Raw genomic sequence first — 19830 nt, 5'->3', positions numbered from 1 at the left:
GTTAGGCTAGATAAAAGCCGCTAAGCTCAGCCGGGTTCGAGTCTGAAAACAGACTCTTTTACCAACGATAGACATCGGGGAATTTCGCTGGAAATACCGGCGTAGGCAGTCTTTATCGACCGGCAGACGTCAGACACAACCGCGTTTTCCACGCGCCCCGATGCTTCGGCAGGCATCAATAAGAAGGTATGCGAAATGCTGTATGCGTCCAATTCTGCACCGACGACCCAGCCGGTTCTGGTATTACGGCTGGCCGGCCGCAACGGTCAACCGTGCCAGTACACCGAAACACTTAGGCAGCAGGGACTGAACCTTATCGAATGCTTCAGTCTCGACGCCGCGAACGACGCCTTGCAGACCGGTTGCCGCGTCGGCCTGCTGACGGTGACTCATGAAGCCGACCTTGCGCATCTGGACAAGTGCGAACCCTTCGTCAGCAATACCCGGGTCACCTGGGTCGGCCTCGTTGCCCAGGAACTGATCTCGCTGCCACGCATGCGCGATTTTATCGGCGAGCACCTGTTCAACTTCATTTCGATTCCCGCCCAGCTTGACCATATCGTGCTGACGTTGCGCCATGCCTGGGGCATGGCGTATCTGCGCGATGTCAGGAATGAAAACCTGGGCCGTCCGCAGCCGCTCGTCGATGACGGCGAGTTTGCCATGGTCGGCAAGACGCCGCAGATGCTGCAGTTGTTCAGCCAGTTGCATAAGGTCGCGCGTACCGATGCGGCCGTCATGATTGCGGGACCGTCAGGCACCGGGAAGGAACTGGCGGCACTGTCCATTCATCGCCAGTCGGCGCGCCGGAACGCCCCGTTCGTGGCTGTCAATTGCGGTGCAATTGCGCCTCAATTATTTCAGTCGGAATTGTTCGGCTATGAGAAAGGCGCTTTTACAGGCGCCCACCAACGCAAGATCGGTCGTATCGAAGCCGCACAGGGCGGCACGCTGTTTCTTGATGAAATCGGTGACATGCCTTTCGACATGCAGGTCAACCTGTTGCGTTTTCTACAGGAAAAGACGATAGAGCGCGTGGGTGGAAACGACAGCCTTGAAATCGACGTGCGCGTCATTGCCGCTACCCACGTCGATCTCGCCGAGGCCGTGGCGCAAGGCCGTTTTCGCGAAGACCTGTATTACCGCATCAATGTCGTCTGCATCGAGATACCCCAACTCGCCGATCGAGGACAGGACATCGAAGATATCTCACGACATTATTTTTCCAAGTTTGCCAGTATGCATAACCGCAGCCTGCGCGGCTTTTCAAAGGCTGCAATGAATGCCATGCTCAGCCATAGCTGGCCAGGCAATGTGCGTGAACTGGTGAACCGGGTCCAGCGGGCGACTGTGATGGCGGAAGGACGTTTTATCCAGCCGGAAGACCTGGGGCTCAACCGCAATTCGGGCGATAGTCAGTTGATGTCGCTCGAAGATGCCCGGGCCGCAGCCGAACGAACCATGATACGGCGCGCGCTGGCACAATCACGCAATCAGATTTCGCGCGCGGCATCATTGCTTGGCGTATCGCGTGTCACGCTTTATCGGCTGATAGAAAAGTACAACATCCGGCCTGAAGTCATGTCTGGCGCACGGCCTTCATTTGTTGGCAATCCAGGTAGTGAAATGGATGCGCGCAAATAGACACTTTGATGTCCAGGCTGATGCAGGCGTGTAGCGTATCCTAAGCACTACAGCAGTTTCACCCTGACTGTACCGTCGATGCCGGACGATTTACCTGCGGCACGGCGTTGCTCTTGCTTGCCATCGCATCACCTCGTTGTGCCACCCTGCCTTGCTCCACGAGCACATGACGTCAGCCGCGTCTTGCCGGTGCAACCTGAAACGGCTTTGGTATTCGGTATCGGCGATGCGCAATGGCATCGCCGATCGATGGAACTACACGACTACATTGTTGGCGCCATGGGTAGATGCGGATTCGCAGGTAATGCCGCGCAAGACATCCGCAAGCCTGCCAGCGGCTGCAGTGGAAGCCCATGGACGTCCATGAATCAGATACAGCATGGTCTTGTGCGGTCGGTTGTCGCCCACGGGCAGGCGGACCAGCAAGCCGTTATCAAGCCACCTGCGAATTCGGTGTTCCGGCAGCCACGCATAGCCCAGCCGTTCGGTAAGAGCCTCGACCACCGTATCGGGACTGCTCATTGCCCAGCGACGCATAGGCTTTGAACTGGCGGTCGAGCGCTCGCGATCAGCGGCGTGGCCAACGCCTATCTGCACATGCTGCGCCAGGTCGATGGCGCTGACATCGCGGCCGAGTTTGAGCAATGGATGTTCGGGATGCGCAACCGGCAAATGCTCGACTTCCACCAGCGGCTCGCCCAGAAAACCCAGAGGCACGCGTTCACTAATGGCGAGGTCGACGTTCAGGTCGCGCAAGACATCTTCGGCATGCAGCGTATCGACTTCGCTCAGCTTTACATTGCTTGCAACGCACCCGGTGCGGGAAAACTCGTCCAGCGCGCGCACCAGCAAGTGCGGCGGAAAATTGTGGTCGACCACCAGTTTTACTTCGCCACCCAGGCCTTGACCCAGGTCCTTGGCGAAATTTTCGAGTTCGATGGCTTCTTTCAGAATGTGGCGGGAGCGGTCCAGCAAGGCGCGCCCCTCCAGAGTCAGCTTGGCTTTGCGCCCCTCGATTCGCAACAAGGAAGTACCAAGCTGGTCTTGCAATTTGGAGACGGTATAGCTGATGGTCGACTGGCTCAGGTGAAGTGCTTTGGCAGCCTCGGCAAACCCGCCGCAGTCGATGACTGCATGAAAGATCCGCCATTGCTTGAGACTGACATAAAGATTTTGCAGGTCGTGCGGGCGCGAGCGGTAGATTGCGCGTGCGGCTTTCATGCTTGACATCGGAGCGTGGGCTTGCGTTCTTGTTTGCGTCATATGTTTCATCCTTAATCTTCTTAACCACTAGACAAACGATCAGCGTATTGGCACCCGATGTGACGCAGGCACGGCTTACCGTGACGTTCATCGGGACGACACTGGGTGAATACGGCAATAGCAAAAGCCAAGCCCGTCGGGCAAACTGTTGATTTGCTAGGACTTCTTTTCAAAGGACGAAAAGTTTTGTCCAAATATGTAACGTGCGCGCTGATTAACTGTTTATTTTTTGCACTAGATATACTGAGGCCGTCACTTCCGATGGAAGCATGGCTAATGCCGATTCCAGAATATGGATGACTGTGGATGGCTATCGGAAAGAAAAGCGAGGAATGTATGTAATGCCCGCGTAAAGCCGCAAAATAGGCGTGATACCTGCCTTTTACTGAAGCTGGCAACACCATACTTATTACACACAGGCAAATCAATATCCCCCAGGAATTTAATCCTGTCCGTCCAAAAGTGTTAACTCACGTCTTGCTTCCAATTCCCAGCTGTCTATTTCGTCATGCCGGACGTGGAGATAATTTCCTCAAAGGCATCTTCTTTTGAGTGCAAAATGAAAAAACCCGCCACGCCCCACTTACGCGGACAATGGCGGGAACCGGAGATCGACGTGAGAGGCAACAGCGGTGTGCCTATTAACTGTCATAAGCCGCTATCCATACCGCTTGATGCGGTTGCCTGTCATACTGTCCTGCGTTCGCAAAACACATGCCGGCCCGCCAAGCACTTGATTCCGTTTGATTTCCTGGTTGACGACGACGTTTGTCGTGCAAGCGCGGTCCCAAAGTGTACCGAATTTGCATCACCGTCCGGCAAAGCGTTCATATAAAGAAAAAGCGTACTCCATGCACGCTTTTTTTGTTTCAGAACGGACGGCCTGGTTTGCATTCGCGGCACCAGCGTTACGCCCAACTCAGCTGCTAAAGCTACTAACGCTCCGACGCCCAGGTGCCTGCCGGATCGCTTCGCTGCGGACTGCAGCGAGGTCTTCGACGGGCAAGTCGCGGTGTCTGCTCATGGATAGGATCAAGTGTAGTCATTGCGCCGTTCACAAAAAACACCAATAATCGCAAAGCACTATTCCCTCTTTAGAAACAATTGAAATCAAGGTGTTGAGATGGATCGATTGCAATCGATGCGGGTATTTTCAAAAGTGGTGGAACAGGGAAGCTTCGCACGTGCAGCACAAGCGCTCGATATGTCCAACGCGGTCGTCACGCGCCTGGTCGCCGATCTGGAAGACCACCTTGGCACACGCCTGCTGAACCGGACCACGCGCAAGCTGTCCCTGACCGAAACCGGACATGCCTATCTGGAGCGGGTATTGCAGATCCTGCAGGAAATCGAAGACGCGGAAGCGATCGCTTCTTCGCAGGCAAAGAAGCCCGCCGGCATCCTGCGCATCTATTCGCATCTGGGGTTTGGACAACAGCAGCTCGCGCATGTGCTTCCGGTGTATGCGAGTCTCTACCCGGATGTGACATTGGACGTCACCCTGTCGGACCGCACCGTCGACTTGGTCGAAGATCGTTTCGATGTCGGGATTTTCATCGACTTCCAGAAATTCGACGCCGGCATGATCGCACGTCAGCTTGCGGTATCGGAAGCCCTGTTATGCGCATCCCCTGAATACGTCAAGCGGCATGGCGCTCCGGAAGACCTGGAAGATATCACTCATCATTCCTGCCTGAATTTTTCTTACGAACAGTTGCGCCATCATTGGCCGGTCAAGGGTCCTGATGGCGGCACGGTCAATATTCCGGTAAGCGGGAAAGTGGTATCGAACAATGGCGACCTGCTGCGTCATTGTGCGATCGCCGGAATGGGAATCACGATTCGGCCATCGTTTGCATTGGGCGACGATCTGGCCGCCGGGCGTCTGGTGCGGCTGCTGCCCGGGCACGAACTGGGAAGGTTGCCGGTGATGCTGGTTTATCCGAGCCGTCGTCTGCTATCGGCAAAAGTGAGAACCTTCGTCGACTTCATGGCAAAACAGTTTCCTCGTCCCGAAGCCGATCCGTGGCAGGCGGCATGATGTATTCGCAGCACACCTGTTGCTGATCGTGCTATGTTGGCCTGGTGGCGTGAATCTCCGCCCGCATTGCTTCAACCCGAAATCATTTTCATGCCATGTGTCAGCTCCTCGGAATGAATTGCAATGTCCCGACGGACATCGTATTCAGCTTTACCGGCTTCGCCACGCGTGGCGGCCGCACCGACGTCCACAATGACGGCTGGGGCATCGCCTTCTTTGAAGGCGCCGGCGTTCGCCATTTCGTCGATCATGAAGCAGCTATGGCATCTCCCATCGCCGACCTGATCAAGCGCTGGCCGATCAAGTCGAAAAACGTGATCGCGCACATTCGCAAGGCAACCCAGGGCCGGGTAGCACTGGAAAACTGCCACCCTTTCGTGCGTGAACTGTGGGGACGGTATTGGGTATTTGCCCACAATGGCGACCTCAAGCAATACGCGCCTTCATTGACCGGAGCCTTCCGACCGGTAGGCAATACCGACAGCGAGCTGGCGTTCTGCTTTCTGTTGCAGGAATTGCGGCGGCGCTTCGGCGATTCGGCGCCATCGCTTGCCGACTTGAGTGCCGCGCTGCGCGAACTGGTCGCCGAGATCGCCGCCCATGGACCATTCAACATGATGCTGTCGGACGGGTCCGCACTGTTTGCCCATTGCTCGACCAACCTGCATTACATCGTGCGCCAATACCCGTTTACGACCGCAGCCCTGTCCGACGAAGAAATGACAGTCGACTTTTCCGAAGTCACGACGCCGCAGGACCGGGTTGCGATCATCGTCACCGCACCGCTGACGAATAATGAAATCTGGACCCAATTCGCCAGCGGCGAAATGAAGGTTTTTGTCGACGGCGCACCTACCGCCCTCTGAACCGGGCGCTGTGCAGCGCACAATCGAAAGTTGCGCCATGGCAACTGAAATGCGCTAGAGTATATTTAAAGCGGAGTCAATCTAACCGGTTCTGCTCTAACGACGGCGTTGCGACACTTCCGCAAATGCAGTCGAGTGCGAAGATGCCGTATGCGTTGCAGTACCAGACTTGCTGGTGCCCGATACTCCCACGGACGCCAGTTTTGATGGCCTGCGACCCATACGACCTGTTTGCATTTACCTAATGCGGCCGGCAGCGCAGAGCGCGATCCTTCCAACGATGGCGAAGACAAGAGTAACGCGATGATTGCCACTTCCCTGTCAGAGAACCTTGCAGCGCGCCCGTTGCGCGTACGCGAATTTTTTCTTGCCCGGCAACCGATACTCGATCGCAGCCAGTCACTTGTTGCGTACGAGCTTCTGTTCCGCAACGCCGCCACCGGCCCGGCCAATGTGACCAGCGATTTGTCGGCAACCGCGTCGGTGATCGCCCATACCTCGCAGCTCGGGATGGAAAAAGTGATCGGCGATTCGCTGGGTTATCTGAATGTCGATGCCGCTGTGCTGATGAGCGATATCTTCCAGTTTCTTCCGCGCGAAAAAGTGGTGCTCGAAATCGTCGAGACCATGAAAGTGACTCCGGAAATCCTGGCCCGTATCGCGCAACTGGTGGAAGAAGGTTTCCGCTTTGCGCTTGACGATGTGATTACCGATTCCGAAGAAGTGCAGCAGTTATTGCCGCTGGTGGAAACCATCAAGTTCGACCTGCGTGACATGCCACTGTCGGCATTGCTGAAACTAACGCCGCAATTCAAGCTGGCGAACAAGAAACTGCTGGCAGAAAAAGTCGAAACCCAGGAACAGTTCGAAACCTGCATGAAACTCGGCTTTGACTTTTTCCAGGGCTATTATTTCGCCAAGCCGCTCATCCTCAGCGGGAAAAAGCTGTCGCCGTCCCAGCTCGCCGTGATGCAATTGATGGCGCAGCTCAATTCCGACGCCGACACCGTCGATATCGAACGCAGTGTCAAACAGGATGTATCACTCTGCTTTAATTTGCTCAGACTGGTCAACACGCCTGCCGCCGGTACGCGCAGGCGTATCGATTCGGTCAGCCAGGCATTGCTTCTGCTTGGACGTAACCAGTTACAGCGATGGCTACAAATCATGTTGTATGCCGAGCCGTGCAAGAAAGGTCAGAATATGACGCCGCTGCTGACGCTGGCTGCGACGCGCGGCAAGTTGCTGGAATTGATTGCGCATCAGATCGAACCGCGCAACCGCAACATGGCCGACACCGCTTTCACGGTGGGAATCATGTCGTTGATGGATACGCTGTTCAGCATCCCGATGACGGAAATCCTGGAACAGGTGGCGGTAGTGGATGAAGTCAGCGAAGCGCTGTTGCACCGCGAAGGCGTCTACGGCGCCATGCTCAGCCTGGCCGAACACATGGAAAGAATCGAAGAAGCCGGTCCGATGCTGGATGAACTGGTCGATCGTTTTCAGTTGACCAGTGACAACCTGTACAGCCTGCAGATCTCGGCCTTCGAATGGGGCGATACTGTCGCGCGCACCGCACATTAGACCTGCGCGCGACGGTTTTTCTGCCGCACATGCGGCAGCTTCCTGAATTACAGATTAGGCGCCAGCCAGCGCTCCAGCTCATCCTTGCTCACGTCGCGCCGCGCCGCCATGTCATTGACCTGGTCTTCGCCTATCTTGCCGACCACAAAATACTTGGACTCGGGATGGGCGAAATAGAAGCCGGACACGGCAGCGCCCGGGAACATGGCAAACGATTCAGTAATCTGCATGCCGACCTCTTCGGCTTGCAACAGCTTGAACATATCGGCCTTCACCGTATGCTCGGGACACGCCGGATAACCCGGGGCTGGCCGGACGCCGCGGTAGGCTTCCTTGATCAGCTCTTCGTTGCTGAGCTTTTCTTCCGCCGCATATCCCCACAGATCCTTGCGAACACGTTCATGCAGGTGCTCGGCAAAGGCTTCCGCCAAGCGGTCGGCCAGCGACTTCAGCATGATGCTGCTGTAATCGTCGTGCGCATCCTCGAAGCGCTTTTCATGTTTTTCAATACCGATGCCGGTCGTGACTGCGAATAAGCCAATGTAATCGGCCACGCCGGATGCCTTCGGCGCGATGAAATCGGCTAGGCATTGATTCGGACGTGCGACGCCGTCGATTACCGGCTTGGCGCTTTGCTGGCGCAAGCCATAGTAAGTGAAGGCGACCTTGCTGCGCGTATCGTCGGTATAGATTTCGATATCGTCGTCATTGACCGTATTCGCGGGAAGCAATGCGATCACGCCGTTGGCAGTCAGCCAGCGACCTTCGATCAGCTTCTTCAGCATCGCCTGCCCTTCTTCATACACCTTGCTGGCTTGCTCGCCGACGACTTCGTCTTTCAAGATCGCAGGGAAAGGACCGGCCAGATCCCAGGTCTGGAAGAACGGGCCCCAGTCGATGTACTGCGCCAGCGCGCCAAGGTCGACATTCTTGAATACGCGACGGCCGATGAACTTGGGTTTGACCGGCGCAAAATCCAGCTTGGTCTTGTTCGCCCGCGCCTCGGCCAGCGATACCATCGGCACCGCCTTCTTGTTCGCATGCTGCTCGCGTATGCGCTCGTAATCGTTCTTGATGTCTTCGACGTACTGGTCGCGCTGTTCCTGCGTCAGCAGCGATTGCGCAACTGAGACCGAGCGCGAGGCATCCGGCACGTAGACCACCGGCCCTTCATAATTGGGCGCGATTTTGACGGCGGTGTGTGCGCGACTGGTGGTCGCGCCGCCGATCAGCAGCGGAATCTTGAGCATGCGGAAATGCGGATCGCGCTGCATTTCTTTCGCGACATAAGCCATCTCTTCCAGTGAAGGCGTGATCAGGCCGGACAAGCCGATGATGTCGGCATTCTCCGCCTTCGCTTTCGCCAAAATTTCGGAACACGGCACCATCACGCCCATGTTCACCACTTCAAAGTTATTGCACTGCAGGACCACCGACACGATGTTCTTGCCGATGTCGTGCACGTCGCCCTTGACAGTGGCAATCACGATCTTGCCTTTAGGCTTGGCGGCAATGCCAGTTCTTTCCTCTTCAAGCCGCTTTTCTTCCTCGATGTATGGAATCAGGTGGGCCACTGCCTGCTTCATCACGCGTGCCGACTTCACGACCTGCGGCAGGAACATCTTGCCCTGGCCAAACAGGTCGCCGACGATGTTCATGCCATCCATCAGCGGGCCTTCGATCACATTGATCGGCCGGCCGCCGCTATTGAGCACATTGACACGCACCTGTTCGGTATCTTCCACGATCCATTGCGTGATGCCATGCACCAGCGCATGGGCGAGACGCTTCTCCACCGGATCGTTGCGCCATTCGAGATTCTGTTCTTCCTTCTTGCCGCCGGCCTTCAATGTCGCGGCGAATTCGATCATGCGTTCGGTGGCATCGTCGCGGCGATTGAGCACCACGTCTTCCACCCGCTCGCGCAGTTCCGGACCGAGATCGTCATACACGCCGACCATGCCGGCATTGACGATGCCCATGGTCAGGCCGGCCTTGATCGCGTGATACAGGAAGACCGTGTGAATGGCTTCGCGCGCCGGGTCGTTGCCACGGAAGCTGAAGCTGACGTTGGACACGCCGCCGCTGATCTTGGCATGCGGCAGGTTCTGGCGGATCCAGCGCGTCGCATTGATGAAGTCGACCGCGTAATTGTTATGCTCTTCGATGCCGGTTGCAATCGCGAAGATGTTCGGGTCGAAGATGATATCTTCCGGCGGAAAACCTACTTTCTCCGTGAGCAGCTTGTACGCGCGCTCGCAGATTTCGATCTTGCGCTCGAACGTGTCGGCCTGGCCCTTTTCATCGAACGCCATCACGATGACGGCGGCGCCATAGCGGCGGCATAGCGTGGCCTGGCGCAGAAACTCTTCCTCGCCTTCCTTCATCGAGATCGAATTGACGACCGACTTGCCCTGCACGCATTTGAGGCCCGCTTCGATCACCGACCATTTCGACGAATCGATCATGATGGGCACGCGGGCAATATCTGGTTCGGAGGCGATCAGGTTGAGAAAGCGCGTCATCGCCGCGACCGAATCGAGCATCGCTTCATCCATGTTGATGTCGATGATCTGGGCGCCGTTTTCCACTTGCTGGCGCGCCACGGACAGCGCCTCGTCGTATTGCTCGTTGAGGATCATGCGCGCGAACGCCTTCGATCCGGTCACGTTGGTGCGCTCGCCGACGTTGACGAACAGCGATTGGTCGTCAACGAAGAAAGGTTCGAGGCCCGACAGCTTCATCGCGACCGGCGACTCGGGCAACTTGCGCGGCGGCAACGCACTGACGGCATCGGCAATCGCCTTGATGTGCGCAGGCGTGGTGCCGCAGCAGCCGCCGGCGATATTGACGAAGCCGCTGCCGGCAAATTCCTTCAACAGGGATGAGGTGACATCCGGCGTTTCGTCGAAACCGGTATCGGCCATGGGATTGGGCAAGCCGGCATTCGGGTACACCGAAATGAAGGTATCCGCAATCTTCGATAGTTCTTCGGCATACGGACGCATCAGCGCGGCGCCCAGCGCGCAGTTGAGGCCGACGCTCAGCGGTCGGGCATGGCGGACCGAATGCCAGAATGCGGCCACGGTCTGGCCGGACAAAATGCGGCCGGAAGCGTCGGTGACTGTGCCGGAAATCATGATAGGCAAGCGCTTGCCGGTCTGTTCGAAGTAGCTGTCGATCGCAAACAGCGCCGCCTTGCAATTGAGGGTATCGAAGATGGTTTCGACCAGCAATACGTCGGCGCCGCCGTCGACCAGGCCGCGCGTCTGTTCCAGGTAGGTGGTGACCAGCTGGTCGAACGTGATGTTGCGCGCTGCCGGGTCGTTCACATCCGGCGAGATGGAAGCCGTTTTCGGAGTCGGTCCCAGGGCGCCGGCGACAAAACGCGGCTTGTCGGCTGTGGAATACTTGTCGCAGGCTGCGCGCGCGATCTTCGCGGCTTCCACATTCATTTCATAGGCGAGATGACCCATGTGATAGTCATCCTGGGCCACGCTGGTCGCGCCGAAGGTATTGGTTTCGATCAGGTCGGCGCCCGCCGCCAGGTATTGTTCGTGGATCTCGCGAATGATCTGCGGCTGGGTCAGCACCAGCAAATCGTTATTGCCCTTGACGAACAACTCTTTGCCGGGCACTGAAAAATCAGCGAAACGCGTGCCGCGAAAGTCTTCCTCGGTCAGCTTGTATTGCTGGACCATGGTGCCCATCGCCCCATCAAGAATCAGGATGCGTTGTGACAGCAGATCGCGCAATAGCGCTTCGGTGGAGGAAATGGCGTCGCGTTTCATGTTATCCCTTGAATGCAAAAAACCCGGCCTGCAAAGCGGGACCGGGTTTGGCTTTCCGCTTTAGCTGCATTTGGTATGGGGCTGGACCCTGGCGCCCGCAAGCTGGGTTTTGACTTTTCCAATCAAATCGGCGCAGAAAAAATTATACGTGAAATCAATACCTTGGGTAAGCGGCTATCGACAGCACCTTTCTTAACGCCAAGGTAACAACATGCTGGCGGACAAGACAAAGCGTCACTATTTGTGCGATTTCTGCACAAATTATGTGCGTTTTGGCAGATTGGCAAGCAATCAGATCGCCAATACGATGGCATGACCTTCACTTTTCGACAAGGAGCCATCATGTTCCATCCCACCATGCGCACCATTTCCGGAGTGCCTTCGACTGATCAACTGGCTGCAGCTACCACCGCTTTGATCGTTATCGATTTTCAGATGGAATACTTCGATGGTGGCCGCCTGCCCATCCCTGACGGGAAAGCCGCGATGTCCCGGGCCCGACAACTGGTCGATTTCGGCGACCGCCATGGTATTGCGGTCATCCATGTACAGCACCTGGGGCCGGCCGGCGGGGCGTTGTTTCCCAAGGACAGCGACCGCGCAGCCTTCCACGCAGACATGGCACCTCGGCCACAACATTTGCTGGTGCAAAAAACCACTGCAAGCAGTTTTGCCAGCACCGATCTGCATCAGCGCCTGCAGGCGCGCGGGATCAAAACCCTGGTCCTGTGCGGGCTGATGACGCATATGTGCATTTCCACCACCGCGCGCGACGCCAAGCCGCTCGGTTACCAAGTGCTGGTCGCGGGCGACGCCTGTGCGACAAGGGATATCGAGGCTTGGGATGGCGGCATTATCGGTCACGCCGAACTGCACCGCGCGGCCCTGACTGAAATCAGCGATGCCTTCGGTGAAGTGGTGCCGACAGATAGCGTGCTCGCGCTGCCGGTAGCGCCCGGTTCGGTTGCGGCTGCGTAATCAATGCCCGAGTTGTCAATCGAAGCGCCCGCCTTCGAGCGGAAAGCCTTTGAGGAATTCGGCAGCCGGCAAGCGTTTGCCTCCCGGCTTCTGCAGTTCATGCACGCGCAACGCGCCTTCGCCGCAGGCAATCACCACACCATCCCGGGCATTGGCCGCCAGCACCTGCCCCGATGTGGCGCCAGTTGATATGGAGGCCGGCTCGGCTCGCCATAGCTTGACGGGAGTGCCGTTAAACATTGCGGCCGCGCCGGGAAAGGGATTGAATGCGCGGATTTTTCTGTGCAGGACGCTGGCCGATTGCGTCAGATCCAGCGCAGCTTCATCCTTTGCGATTTTTGCCGCATAGGTCGTGCCCTGCTCGGGTTGGGCGATCGCCTGTAACTGCCCCTGTTCCAGTCTGCGCAGCGCTTCGACGATCAGGCGACCGCCGAGTGCGGCCAGCTTGTCGTGCAGCGTGCCGGTCGTATCATCGCCGGCGACGCTCAGGCTTTCCTTGAGCAGCATCGGCCCGGTATCCAGCCCCTCTTCCATCTGCATGATGGTCACGCCGGTTTCCTGGTCGCCTGCTTCGATCGCACGATGAATCGGTGCCGCACCACGCCAGCGCGGCAATAGCGATGCATGGATATTGATGCAGCCGTGCGCTGGAATATCGAGCACGCTGCGCGGCAGGATGAGTCCGTAAGCGGCAACCACCATTGCATCGTGCGGTGTCGCATGCAGCAGCGCATGCGCCTCTTCCGCGACGGCCGGGTATTTGCCATCGAGCCGCAGCGACTGGGGCTGGGCCAAAGGAATATTGCGTTCCATAGCGAACTGCTTGACCGGCGAAGCCTGCAATTGCATGCCACGTCCGGCCGGACGGTCCGGCTGCGTCAATACCAATGGAACGTCAAAGCCGGCTTGGCACAGGGCTTCCAAGGCAACTGCAGCGAATTCGGGAGTACCGGCAAAGATGATCTTCATGGAAACGGCAGGTCAGGTTGGAAGGAATTGCGCGAAGTATAAAGGCTTTGCCCGGTAGCTTCCGGTCCTGGCCAAGCCGAGGACACGGTTGCCGCGAACGTTCCCGATGCCGATCAGCGCGCCGCGACGGCCTTTTTCCTTTCCTTGCTCAGCTCGCGCTCTTCCTTCAGCAGCCTGGTCTTGATGCGGTTGCGCTTGAGCGGTGACAGATACTCGACGAATACCTTGCCCTTCAGGTGATCCATTTCATGCTGGATACATACCGCGAGCAAACCGTCGGCTTCGACCTCGAAAGGCTTGCCCTCCAGGTCCAGCGCCTTCACCTTCACGCGGGCCGGCCGTTCGACCCCGTCATAAACGCCGGGTACGGACAGGCAGCCTTCGTCATACACCTGGCGCTCCTCACTGGTCCAAACGATTTCGGGATTGATAAATACGCGCAATTGATCGTGCGTTTCAGAAGTATCGATGACGATCAATTGTTCATGCACGTCGATCTGGGTCGCGGCAAGGCCTACCCCGGGAGCGGCATACATGGTTTCCGCCATGTCCGCGGCCAGTTTTTTCAGGCGCTCGTCAAAGATGGCGACCGGCTTGGCGATCTTGTGCAAACGCGGATCAGGATAACGAAGAATATTCAATAGGGACATACGGCTTTTGCGCAACAACCACACCTTGTCGGCGAGTCGTTTCTCTTGCTAGTTCAAGGATTTATGTGCAGAATTTGATTCAATTTGGCAAGTTTTGTCTCAGGAATTCTTTACACGTTGACAATACGCTGCAGTAAACTTCGCTGCAGTAGATGATGGGGTCGACTTGGCCACTTTCACCGGACATATATATGAAAAAGTTTAGCACAGCAGCCCTTTTCCTCGCGCTGGCATCGGCTGCCACCAGCTATGCGGCGGATGGCGAGGAAGCCAAGATCTCTCCGCGCTGTGCATTTCTGCCGAGTGCGCCCGACCAGCATACGGTGGTACGCGGCGACACTCTGTGGGACATTTCGGGCAAATTCCTGCAGCATCCCTGGTGCTGGCCTCAAGTCTGGGGCCTGAACCGGGACCAGATACGCAATCCGCACTGGATCTATCCAGGCCAGGTCGTCTACCTCGACCGCGCCACCGGACGTCTTCATCTTGGCAATGCAGTCGGTTCCGCCAGCGATCGCGCGGGCATACCGACGGTGAAACTGTCGCCGCAATTGCGTACCGAAGGCCTTGGCCAGAATGCGGTGCCGGCAATTCCATCCAACATGATCGAGCCCTTCCTGTCGCAACCGCTGGTCGTCTCCGAAGGCGAACTCAAGACCGGCCCGCGCATCATGGCGACCGACGAAGGGCGCGTCATCCTCGGCAAGAATGACAAGGCCTATGTGCGCGGCGACCTGAAGTCCGGCACCTCTTTCCAGGTATTTCGACCGGGCACACCGCTCAAAGATCCGGAGAGCGGCAAAGTCATGGGCTATGAAGCCGCCTACCTGGGCACCGTAAAGCTGGAACGCGAAGCAAAGGTCGCCAATGAAGCGCATGTGTTCCGCGTCGTGACCGTCAAGGAAGAAATGGCGGTGGGCGACCGCCTGCTGCCGGTGCCGCCCACCCCTATTCTTAATTACATGCCGCATCCGCCCGAAAAGCCGGTCGATGCGCGCATCATGTCAGTCTACGGCGGCGTGTCGCAGGCGGGTCAGAACCAGATCGTTAGCGTCAATCGCGGCAGCAAGGATGGACTCGACCTAGGCACCGTACTCGAGCTTTATCGTTTCGGCCAACTGGTCCCGGACCGCACCGAAGACCGCGGTTTCTTTTCGGTCGGATCATGGGGCAAGGCCAAGGTCAAGCTTCCGGACAACCGCTACGGCAACCTGTTCATCTTCCGCGTGTTCGACAACATCTCCTACGGATTGGTCATGCAAGTCACTGACACGGTTCAGATAGGCGATGTGGCGCGTTCGCCGGAATAACGCAAGGCTCGCATGACGCAATCGGATCGGGCGCAGGACATTGCGCAGTGGATACGCTTCGAGCAGACCGCTGGTGTAGGAGTTGACACCGGACACAGGCTATTGGCTGCGTTCGGGCTGCCCGACAATATCTTCAACACCGATTTTCACGCGCTTGCCTCCGTCGCATCCGAACGGGTCGCGCGCGCACTGCTGCTGCCGCTTTCCGATGCCACGCGCGCCCGGATCGACAAGACGCTGGCATGGGCGGCATGCCCCGGCAACCGGATCGTCACACTGGCGGATGACGACTATCCGCGCCATCTTCTCAACATCCCCGACCCGCCGCTGCTGCTCTATATAAAAGGGCGGCACGAATTGCTCGCCGCGACTTCCATCGCTGTCGTCGGCAGCCGCAACGCGACCAGGCAAGGCATCCTGAATGCGGAAAAATTTTCCGAAGCCCTCAGCCAGGCCGGACTGACGGTGGTATCGGGTCTGGCGCTCGGCATCGACACGGCGGCGCATTGCGGCGGGCTGCGCGGAACCGGGTCTACCGTTGCGGTCATCGGTACCGGAGCGGATTCGGTTTACCCGGCCAGGAATCATGAACTGGCGCACCGGATCGCCGACTCGGGCTGCATCGTCAGCGAGTATCCGCTTGGCGCTGGCCCGGCGGCGTCGCACTTCCCCCGCCGCAACCGCATCATTTCCGGATTGTCGCGTGGCGTGCTGGTGATCGAAGCAGCCGCGCAATCGGGCTCGCTCATCACCGCGCGCATGGCAGCCGAACAGGGCCGCGATGTATTCGCGATTCCGGGATCGATTCATTCGCCCTTGTCCAAGGGTTGCCATCTGCTGATCCGGCAAGGCGCAAAGCTGGTCGATTCGGCCCAGCATATTCTGGAAGAGCTTGGCGAGCTTTCAACCCGACTGACGCCTGCGCCCCGGCAGGAAACCAGCGAAGATGGCAGCGGCTGCGCACTACTTTCCGCGTTGGGGTATGATCCGGTCCACATCGACGCGCTTGCAGAGCGTTGCAAGATCGGCATTGCCGACTTGAGTGCACAATTGCTGGCCTATGAATTGGATGGCCGCGTGGAAACACTTCCAGGTGGCATGATCCGTCGATTGGCAACATCCTGATACCAAAAACCTGCTGTCGGCATTTTCTGTTTTAAGATATGCTGTACCTGTAAGACTGCAATATTTTTTGTACTGTCGCAGGCATGGCACCTCTTTTCTTGGCTTCAGGTGTCTTCATGCAAGAAAAGATGCACTCGAGAGTGTCATTTATTCGCAACCTGGTTACTGTCCGGAAAATTGGACCTTAGCCTTAACGGTACAGTGAAATCATGTTCGACGTTCTCGTTTACCTCTACGAAACTTATTACCGCCCCGACGCCTGCCCGGACTCGGAAGCCCTGACCAAGAAATTGTCGGCTGTCGGCTTCGAGGAAGAAGAGATTTCCAAGGCACTGGGCTGGCTTACCGACCTCGCTGAAGCAACCAGCGAATTTTCAGATCGCTACCCGCAACAAACCGCCTTTTCCTTTGGCATACGTATCTATGCACAACAGGAAATGGATGTGCTCGGCACCGAAACCATAGGCTTTTTGCAATTTCTGGAATCGGCCAAGGTCATCGACTCGATTCAGCGCGAAATCATCATTGAACGTGCACTGGCAGCAAGTGATGATTCGCAGGTGTCGCTCGACAAGATCAAGGTAATCGTGCTCATGGTTCTCTGGAGCCAAGGCAAGGAACCGGATGGCTTGATCTTTGATGAATTGTTTTCCGACGACGAAGACGCAGAACCGCGCCTCTTGCACTAGCCGCGTCAGGCCCTTATCTATACCACCTGCCCGCTGTTGCCGGGATGCCTTACCGGGACACAGCGGGCACTCGCATTTGTCCTCGCTTGCGGTTTCTCCCGCAACGCGCTTATCATTGGCCGCTAATTCACCCGATAAGTTGCTATATTAGTAGGGATTGCACTCAAGCAAGTCCTACCGGCTGCCTTCCACGCGTTACCGCGCCTGCTCTATAAAGAGAACACGCTTATGACCAAGACCCTCATCATCGCAGAGAAGCCCTCTGTCGCGAACGATATCGCGAAGGCGCTCGGCGGCTTTACAAAGCACGATGAGTACTTCGAATCCGACGAATACGTGCTGTCGTCCGCGGTCGGCCATCTGGTCGAAATCGCGGTACCCGAAGAATACGACGTCAAACGCGGCAAATGGACCTTTACCCATTTGCCGATGATCCCGCCGCATTTCGCCCTCAATCCGATTCCGAAGACCGAATCGCGCCTCAAGGTGCTCACCAAGCTGCTCAAGCGCAAGGACGTCGGCGCCCTCATCAATGCCTGCGACGCGGGCCGCGAAGGGGAGCTGATTTTCCGCCTGATCGTCCAGTACGCAAAAGCCAAGCAGCCGCTCAAGCGCCTGTGGCTGCAATCGATGACGCAGGGTGCCATCCGCGACGGCTTCGCCCGTCTGCGCGAAGATCGCGAAATGCTGCCATTGGCCGATGCCGCGCGCTGCCGCAGCGAAGCCGACTGGCTGATCGGCATCAACGGCACGCGCGCCATGACGGCCTTCAATTCCAAGGAAGGCGGTTTCTACCTGACCACCGTCGGGCGCGTGCAGACGCCGACCTTGTCGATCGTGGTCGAGCGGGAAGAAAAGATCAAGAAATTCGTGCCGCGCGACTATTGGGAAGTGCGCGCCGAATTCATCTGCGCGGCCGGCATCTATGAAGGCCGCTGGCTGGACACGAAATTCAAGAAGGATGAAACCGATCCCGAAAAACGCGCCGAACGATTGTGGAGCAAGGCTGCCGCCGAATCGATCGTAGCCGCATGCCGCAGCAAGCAGGGTACGGTGACCGAGGAATCGAAGCCGGCAACCCAGATTGCGCCGGCACTGTTCGACTTGACCAGCCTGCAGCGCGAAGCCAATGCCCGCTTCGGCTTCTCGGCAAAGAACACGCTCGGCCTGGCGCAGGCGCTGTATGAAAAGCACAAGGTGCTGACCTATCCGCGTACCGATTCGCGCCACCTGCCGGAGGATTACCTCAGCACCGTCAAGCAGACGCTGGAAACGGTATCGGAAAATCATAACTACCAGCAGTTTGCGTCGCAGATCCTGAACAAGAGCTGGGTCAAGCCGAACAAGCGCATCTTTGACAACAGCAAGATCAGCGACCACTTCGCGATCATCCCGACCACGCAGGCACCAAGGAACCTGTCGGAGCCGGAACAGAAACTGTACGACCTGGTTACGCGCCGCTTCATGGCGGTGTTTTTCCCGGCGGCCGAATTCCAGGTCACGACGCGCTATACCGAAGTTTCGGGCCACCAGTTCAAGACTGAAGGCAAGGTCATGACCAACCCCGGTTGGCTGGCGATCTATGGCAAGGAAGCGGCGAACGACGACGACAAGGAAAATGCCGGCACGCTGGTTCCGGTCGCCAAGGATGAAAAGGTCAAGACCGAGAAAGTCGTCGCCAACGGCCTGGTGACGAAACCGCCTGCGCGGTATTCGGAAGCGACGCTGCTGTCGGCAATGGAAGGCGCCGGCAAGCTGCTCGATGATGAAGACCTGCGCGAAGCGATGGCCGGCAAGGGACTCGGGACGCCGGCGACGCGGGCGGCGATCATCGAAGGCTTGCTCAATGAAAAATACCTGCTGCGCGAAGGCCGGGAAATCATTCCCACCGCAAAGGCATTCCAGCTGATGACACTGCTGCGCGGACTCGGCGTCAATGAGCTGACCGCGCCGGAACTGACCGGCGGCTGGGAGTACAAGCTGTCGCAGATGGAGCGCGGCAAGATCAGCCGTGAAGAGTTCATGCGCGAGATCGCGCAGATGACGCAAGTGATCGTCAAGCGGGCGAAGGAATACAACAACGACACTATCCCCGGCGACTATGCGACCTTGAAGACACCCTGCCCGAATTGCGGCGGCGTGGTGAAGGAAAATTATCGCCGCTTCGCCTGCACCAAGTGCGAATTCTCGATGAGCAAGATCCCGGGCAGCCGGCAATTTGAAATCGCGGAAGTCGAGGAATTGCTCGAAAAGCGCGAGATCGGTCCGCTGCAAGGATTCCGTTCCAAGATGGGCCGTCCGTTCGCCGCGATCCTGAAGATCGCGCGGGATGAAGACATCAACAACTTCAAGCTGGAATTCGATTTCGGACAAAACCAGGATGAAGGCGAAGATGGCGAAGGCGTCGATTTTTCGGAACAGACGCCGCTCGGTCCATGCCCGAAATGCGCCAGCGGCGTGTACGAAATGGGACTGGCTTACGTCTGCGAAAAGACGGTCGCCAAACCGAAAGAGTGCGACTTCCGCAGCGGACGCATCATCCTGCAGCAGGAAATCCTGCCCGAGCAGATGGCCAAGCTGCTCAATGACGGCAAGACCGATCTTTTGCCCGGCTTTATTTCGCAGCGCACGCGCCGGCCGTTCAAGGCCTTCCTGGTAAAGGACAAGAACGGCAAGGTCGGCTTCGAGTTCGAAGAGCGCAAGGCCAAGGCACCGGCCAAGGGCAAGGCGGCGGAGAAGGAAGATGCCGAAGAAGCGCCAAAGAAAGCGGTGGCGACCAAGACGGCTGCAACGAAAACGGCCGCAGCCAAGACCGGAGCGAAGAAAGCCGTCGCCAAAAAGGCCGCTACAAAGAAAGCGGCATAACGGCGTAGATCAGACACATCGCGCAGTACGCACGCAGTAGGCAAATCCAGGC

Annotated in this window: 13 protein-coding genes; 9 read left to right on the top strand and 4 right to left on the bottom strand. The window is 57.5% G+C overall.

The window, feature by feature from the left end:
* Positions 1-195: 195 nt before the first annotated feature.
* The gene (locus D3871_RS02155; RefSeq protein ID WP_119767414.1) at positions 196-1644 is read left to right on the top strand and encodes a sigma-54 dependent transcriptional regulator; all 1449 of its coding nucleotides are present in this window, start codon (positions 196-198) and stop codon (positions 1642-1644) included.
* Between the two features lie 255 nt (positions 1645-1899).
* On the opposite strand, the gene D3871_RS02150 is transcribed toward D3871_RS02155, so the two are convergent.
* Positions 1900-2865 (bottom strand): LysR family transcriptional regulator, encoded by a 966-nt coding sequence (locus D3871_RS02150; protein WP_158597858.1) that lies wholly within the window; start codon positions 2863-2865, stop codon positions 1900-1902.
* A 1165-nt stretch (positions 2866-4030) separates the two neighbouring features.
* Here D3871_RS02150 and D3871_RS02145 point away from each other — a divergent pair.
* From D3871_RS02145 to D3871_RS02135, 3 genes are all read left to right on the top strand, one after another.
* A complete protein-coding gene (locus D3871_RS02145) occupies positions 4031-4948 on the top strand; it encodes a LysR family transcriptional regulator (protein ID WP_119767412.1) in 918 nt (305 codons plus the stop codon).
* Positions 4949-5043: 95 nt separating this feature from the next.
* Positions 5044-5814 carry a class II glutamine amidotransferase gene (locus D3871_RS02140; RefSeq protein ID WP_119767411.1) on the top strand — a complete coding sequence of 257 codons (771 nt, stop codon included), beginning with the start codon at positions 5044-5046 and terminating at the stop codon, positions 5812-5814.
* 303 nt (positions 5815-6117) lie between these two features.
* Positions 6118-7401: an EAL and HDOD domain-containing protein gene (locus D3871_RS02135; RefSeq protein WP_119769828.1), complete on the top strand. Its 1284-nt coding sequence runs from the start codon at positions 6118-6120 to the stop codon at positions 7399-7401.
* A gap of 47 nt (positions 7402-7448) precedes the next feature.
* Here the strand turns inward: D3871_RS02135 and metH are convergent, their stop codons facing one another.
* Positions 7449-11192, bottom strand: coding sequence for a methionine synthase (gene metH / locus D3871_RS02130; protein WP_119767410.1), 3744 nt, complete (start codon positions 11190-11192; stop codon positions 7449-7451).
* Between the two features lie 342 nt (positions 11193-11534).
* Here metH and D3871_RS02125 point away from each other — a divergent pair, with 342 nt between their 5' ends.
* A complete protein-coding gene (locus D3871_RS02125; protein ID WP_119769827.1) occupies positions 11535-12170 on the top strand; it encodes a cysteine hydrolase family protein in 636 nt (211 codons plus the stop codon).
* A 15-nt stretch (positions 12171-12185) separates the two neighbouring features.
* On the opposite strand, the gene fmt is transcribed toward D3871_RS02125, so the two are convergent.
* Both fmt and def read right to left on the bottom strand, forming a co-directional pair.
* The gene (gene fmt / locus D3871_RS02120) at positions 12186-13139 is read right to left on the bottom strand and encodes a methionyl-tRNA formyltransferase (protein WP_119767409.1); all 954 of its coding nucleotides are present in this window, start codon (positions 13137-13139) and stop codon (positions 12186-12188) included.
* A 113-nt stretch (positions 13140-13252) separates the two neighbouring features.
* Complete coding sequence (gene def / locus D3871_RS02115) at positions 13253-13789, bottom strand: peptide deformylase (RefSeq protein ID WP_119767408.1); 537 nt, start codon at positions 13787-13789, stop codon at positions 13253-13255.
* Positions 13790-13980: 191 nt separating this feature from the next.
* On the opposite strand from def, the gene D3871_RS02110 reads away from it, so the two are divergent.
* The 4 genes from D3871_RS02110 to D3871_RS02095 all read left to right on the top strand — a co-directional run bounded on the left by D3871_RS02110 (position 13981) and on the right by D3871_RS02095 (position 19778).
* Positions 13981-15099, top strand: a complete 1119-nt coding sequence (locus D3871_RS02110; protein WP_119767407.1) for a LysM peptidoglycan-binding domain-containing protein — start codon at positions 13981-13983, stop codon at positions 15097-15099.
* A 12-nt stretch (positions 15100-15111) separates the two neighbouring features.
* Complete coding sequence (gene dprA / locus D3871_RS02105; RefSeq protein WP_119767406.1) at positions 15112-16224, top strand: DNA-processing protein DprA; 1113 nt, start codon at positions 15112-15114, stop codon at positions 16222-16224.
* Between the two features lie 209 nt (positions 16225-16433).
* Positions 16434-16913 carry a Smg family protein gene (locus D3871_RS02100; RefSeq protein WP_119767405.1) on the top strand — a complete coding sequence of 160 codons (480 nt, stop codon included), beginning with the start codon at positions 16434-16436 and terminating at the stop codon, positions 16911-16913.
* A 228-nt stretch (positions 16914-17141) separates the two neighbouring features.
* The gene (locus D3871_RS02095) at positions 17142-19778 is read left to right on the top strand and encodes a DNA topoisomerase III (RefSeq protein WP_119767404.1); all 2637 of its coding nucleotides are present in this window, start codon (positions 17142-17144) and stop codon (positions 19776-19778) included.
* Positions 19779-19830 lie beyond the last annotated feature (52 nt).

Source organism: Noviherbaspirillum saxi, assembly GCF_003591035.1.
GTDB classification, from domain to species: Bacteria; Pseudomonadota; Gammaproteobacteria; order Burkholderiales; family Burkholderiaceae_D; genus Noviherbaspirillum; species Noviherbaspirillum saxi.
Note: the sequence above shows the minus strand (reverse complement) of the source record. Positions and strands in the feature narration are given on the sequence as shown.

Bases quoted from the DNA above. Each gene is read 5' to 3' on its own strand.
- D3871_RS02145 (WP_119767412.1), top strand. From the start codon at position 4,031: ATGGATCGATTGCAATCGATGCGGGTATTTTCAAAAGTGGTGGAACAG.
- D3871_RS02100 (WP_119767405.1), top strand. From the start codon at position 16,434: ATGTTCGACGTTCTCGTTTACCTCTACGAAACTTATTACCGCCCCGAC.
- D3871_RS02155 (WP_119767414.1), top strand. From the start codon at position 196: ATGCTGTATGCGTCCAATTCTGCACCGACGACCCAGCCGGTTCTGGTA.
- D3871_RS02125 (WP_119769827.1), top strand. From the start codon at position 11,535: ATGTTCCATCCCACCATGCGCACCATTTCCGGAGTGCCTTCGACTGAT.
- D3871_RS02140 (WP_119767411.1), top strand. From the start codon at position 5,044: ATGTGTCAGCTCCTCGGAATGAATTGCAATGTCCCGACGGACATCGTA.
- metH (WP_119767410.1), bottom strand. From the start codon at position 11,192: ATGAAACGCGACGCCATTTCCTCCACCGAAGCGCTATTGCGCGATCTG.
- fmt (WP_119767409.1), bottom strand. From the start codon at position 13,139: ATGAAGATCATCTTTGCCGGTACTCCCGAATTCGCTGCAGTTGCCTTG.
- def (WP_119767408.1), bottom strand. From the start codon at position 13,789: ATGTCCCTATTGAATATTCTTCGTTATCCTGATCCGCGTTTGCACAAG.
- D3871_RS02150 (WP_158597858.1), bottom strand. From the start codon at position 2,865: ATGAAAGCCGCACGCGCAATCTACCGCTCGCGCCCGCACGACCTGCAA.
- D3871_RS02135 (WP_119769828.1), top strand. From the start codon at position 6,118: ATGATTGCCACTTCCCTGTCAGAGAACCTTGCAGCGCGCCCGTTGCGC.
- dprA (WP_119767406.1), top strand. From the start codon at position 15,112: ATGACGCAATCGGATCGGGCGCAGGACATTGCGCAGTGGATACGCTTC.
- D3871_RS02095 (WP_119767404.1), top strand. From the start codon at position 17,142: ATGACCAAGACCCTCATCATCGCAGAGAAGCCCTCTGTCGCGAACGAT.
- D3871_RS02110 (WP_119767407.1), top strand. From the start codon at position 13,981: ATGAAAAAGTTTAGCACAGCAGCCCTTTTCCTCGCGCTGGCATCGGCT.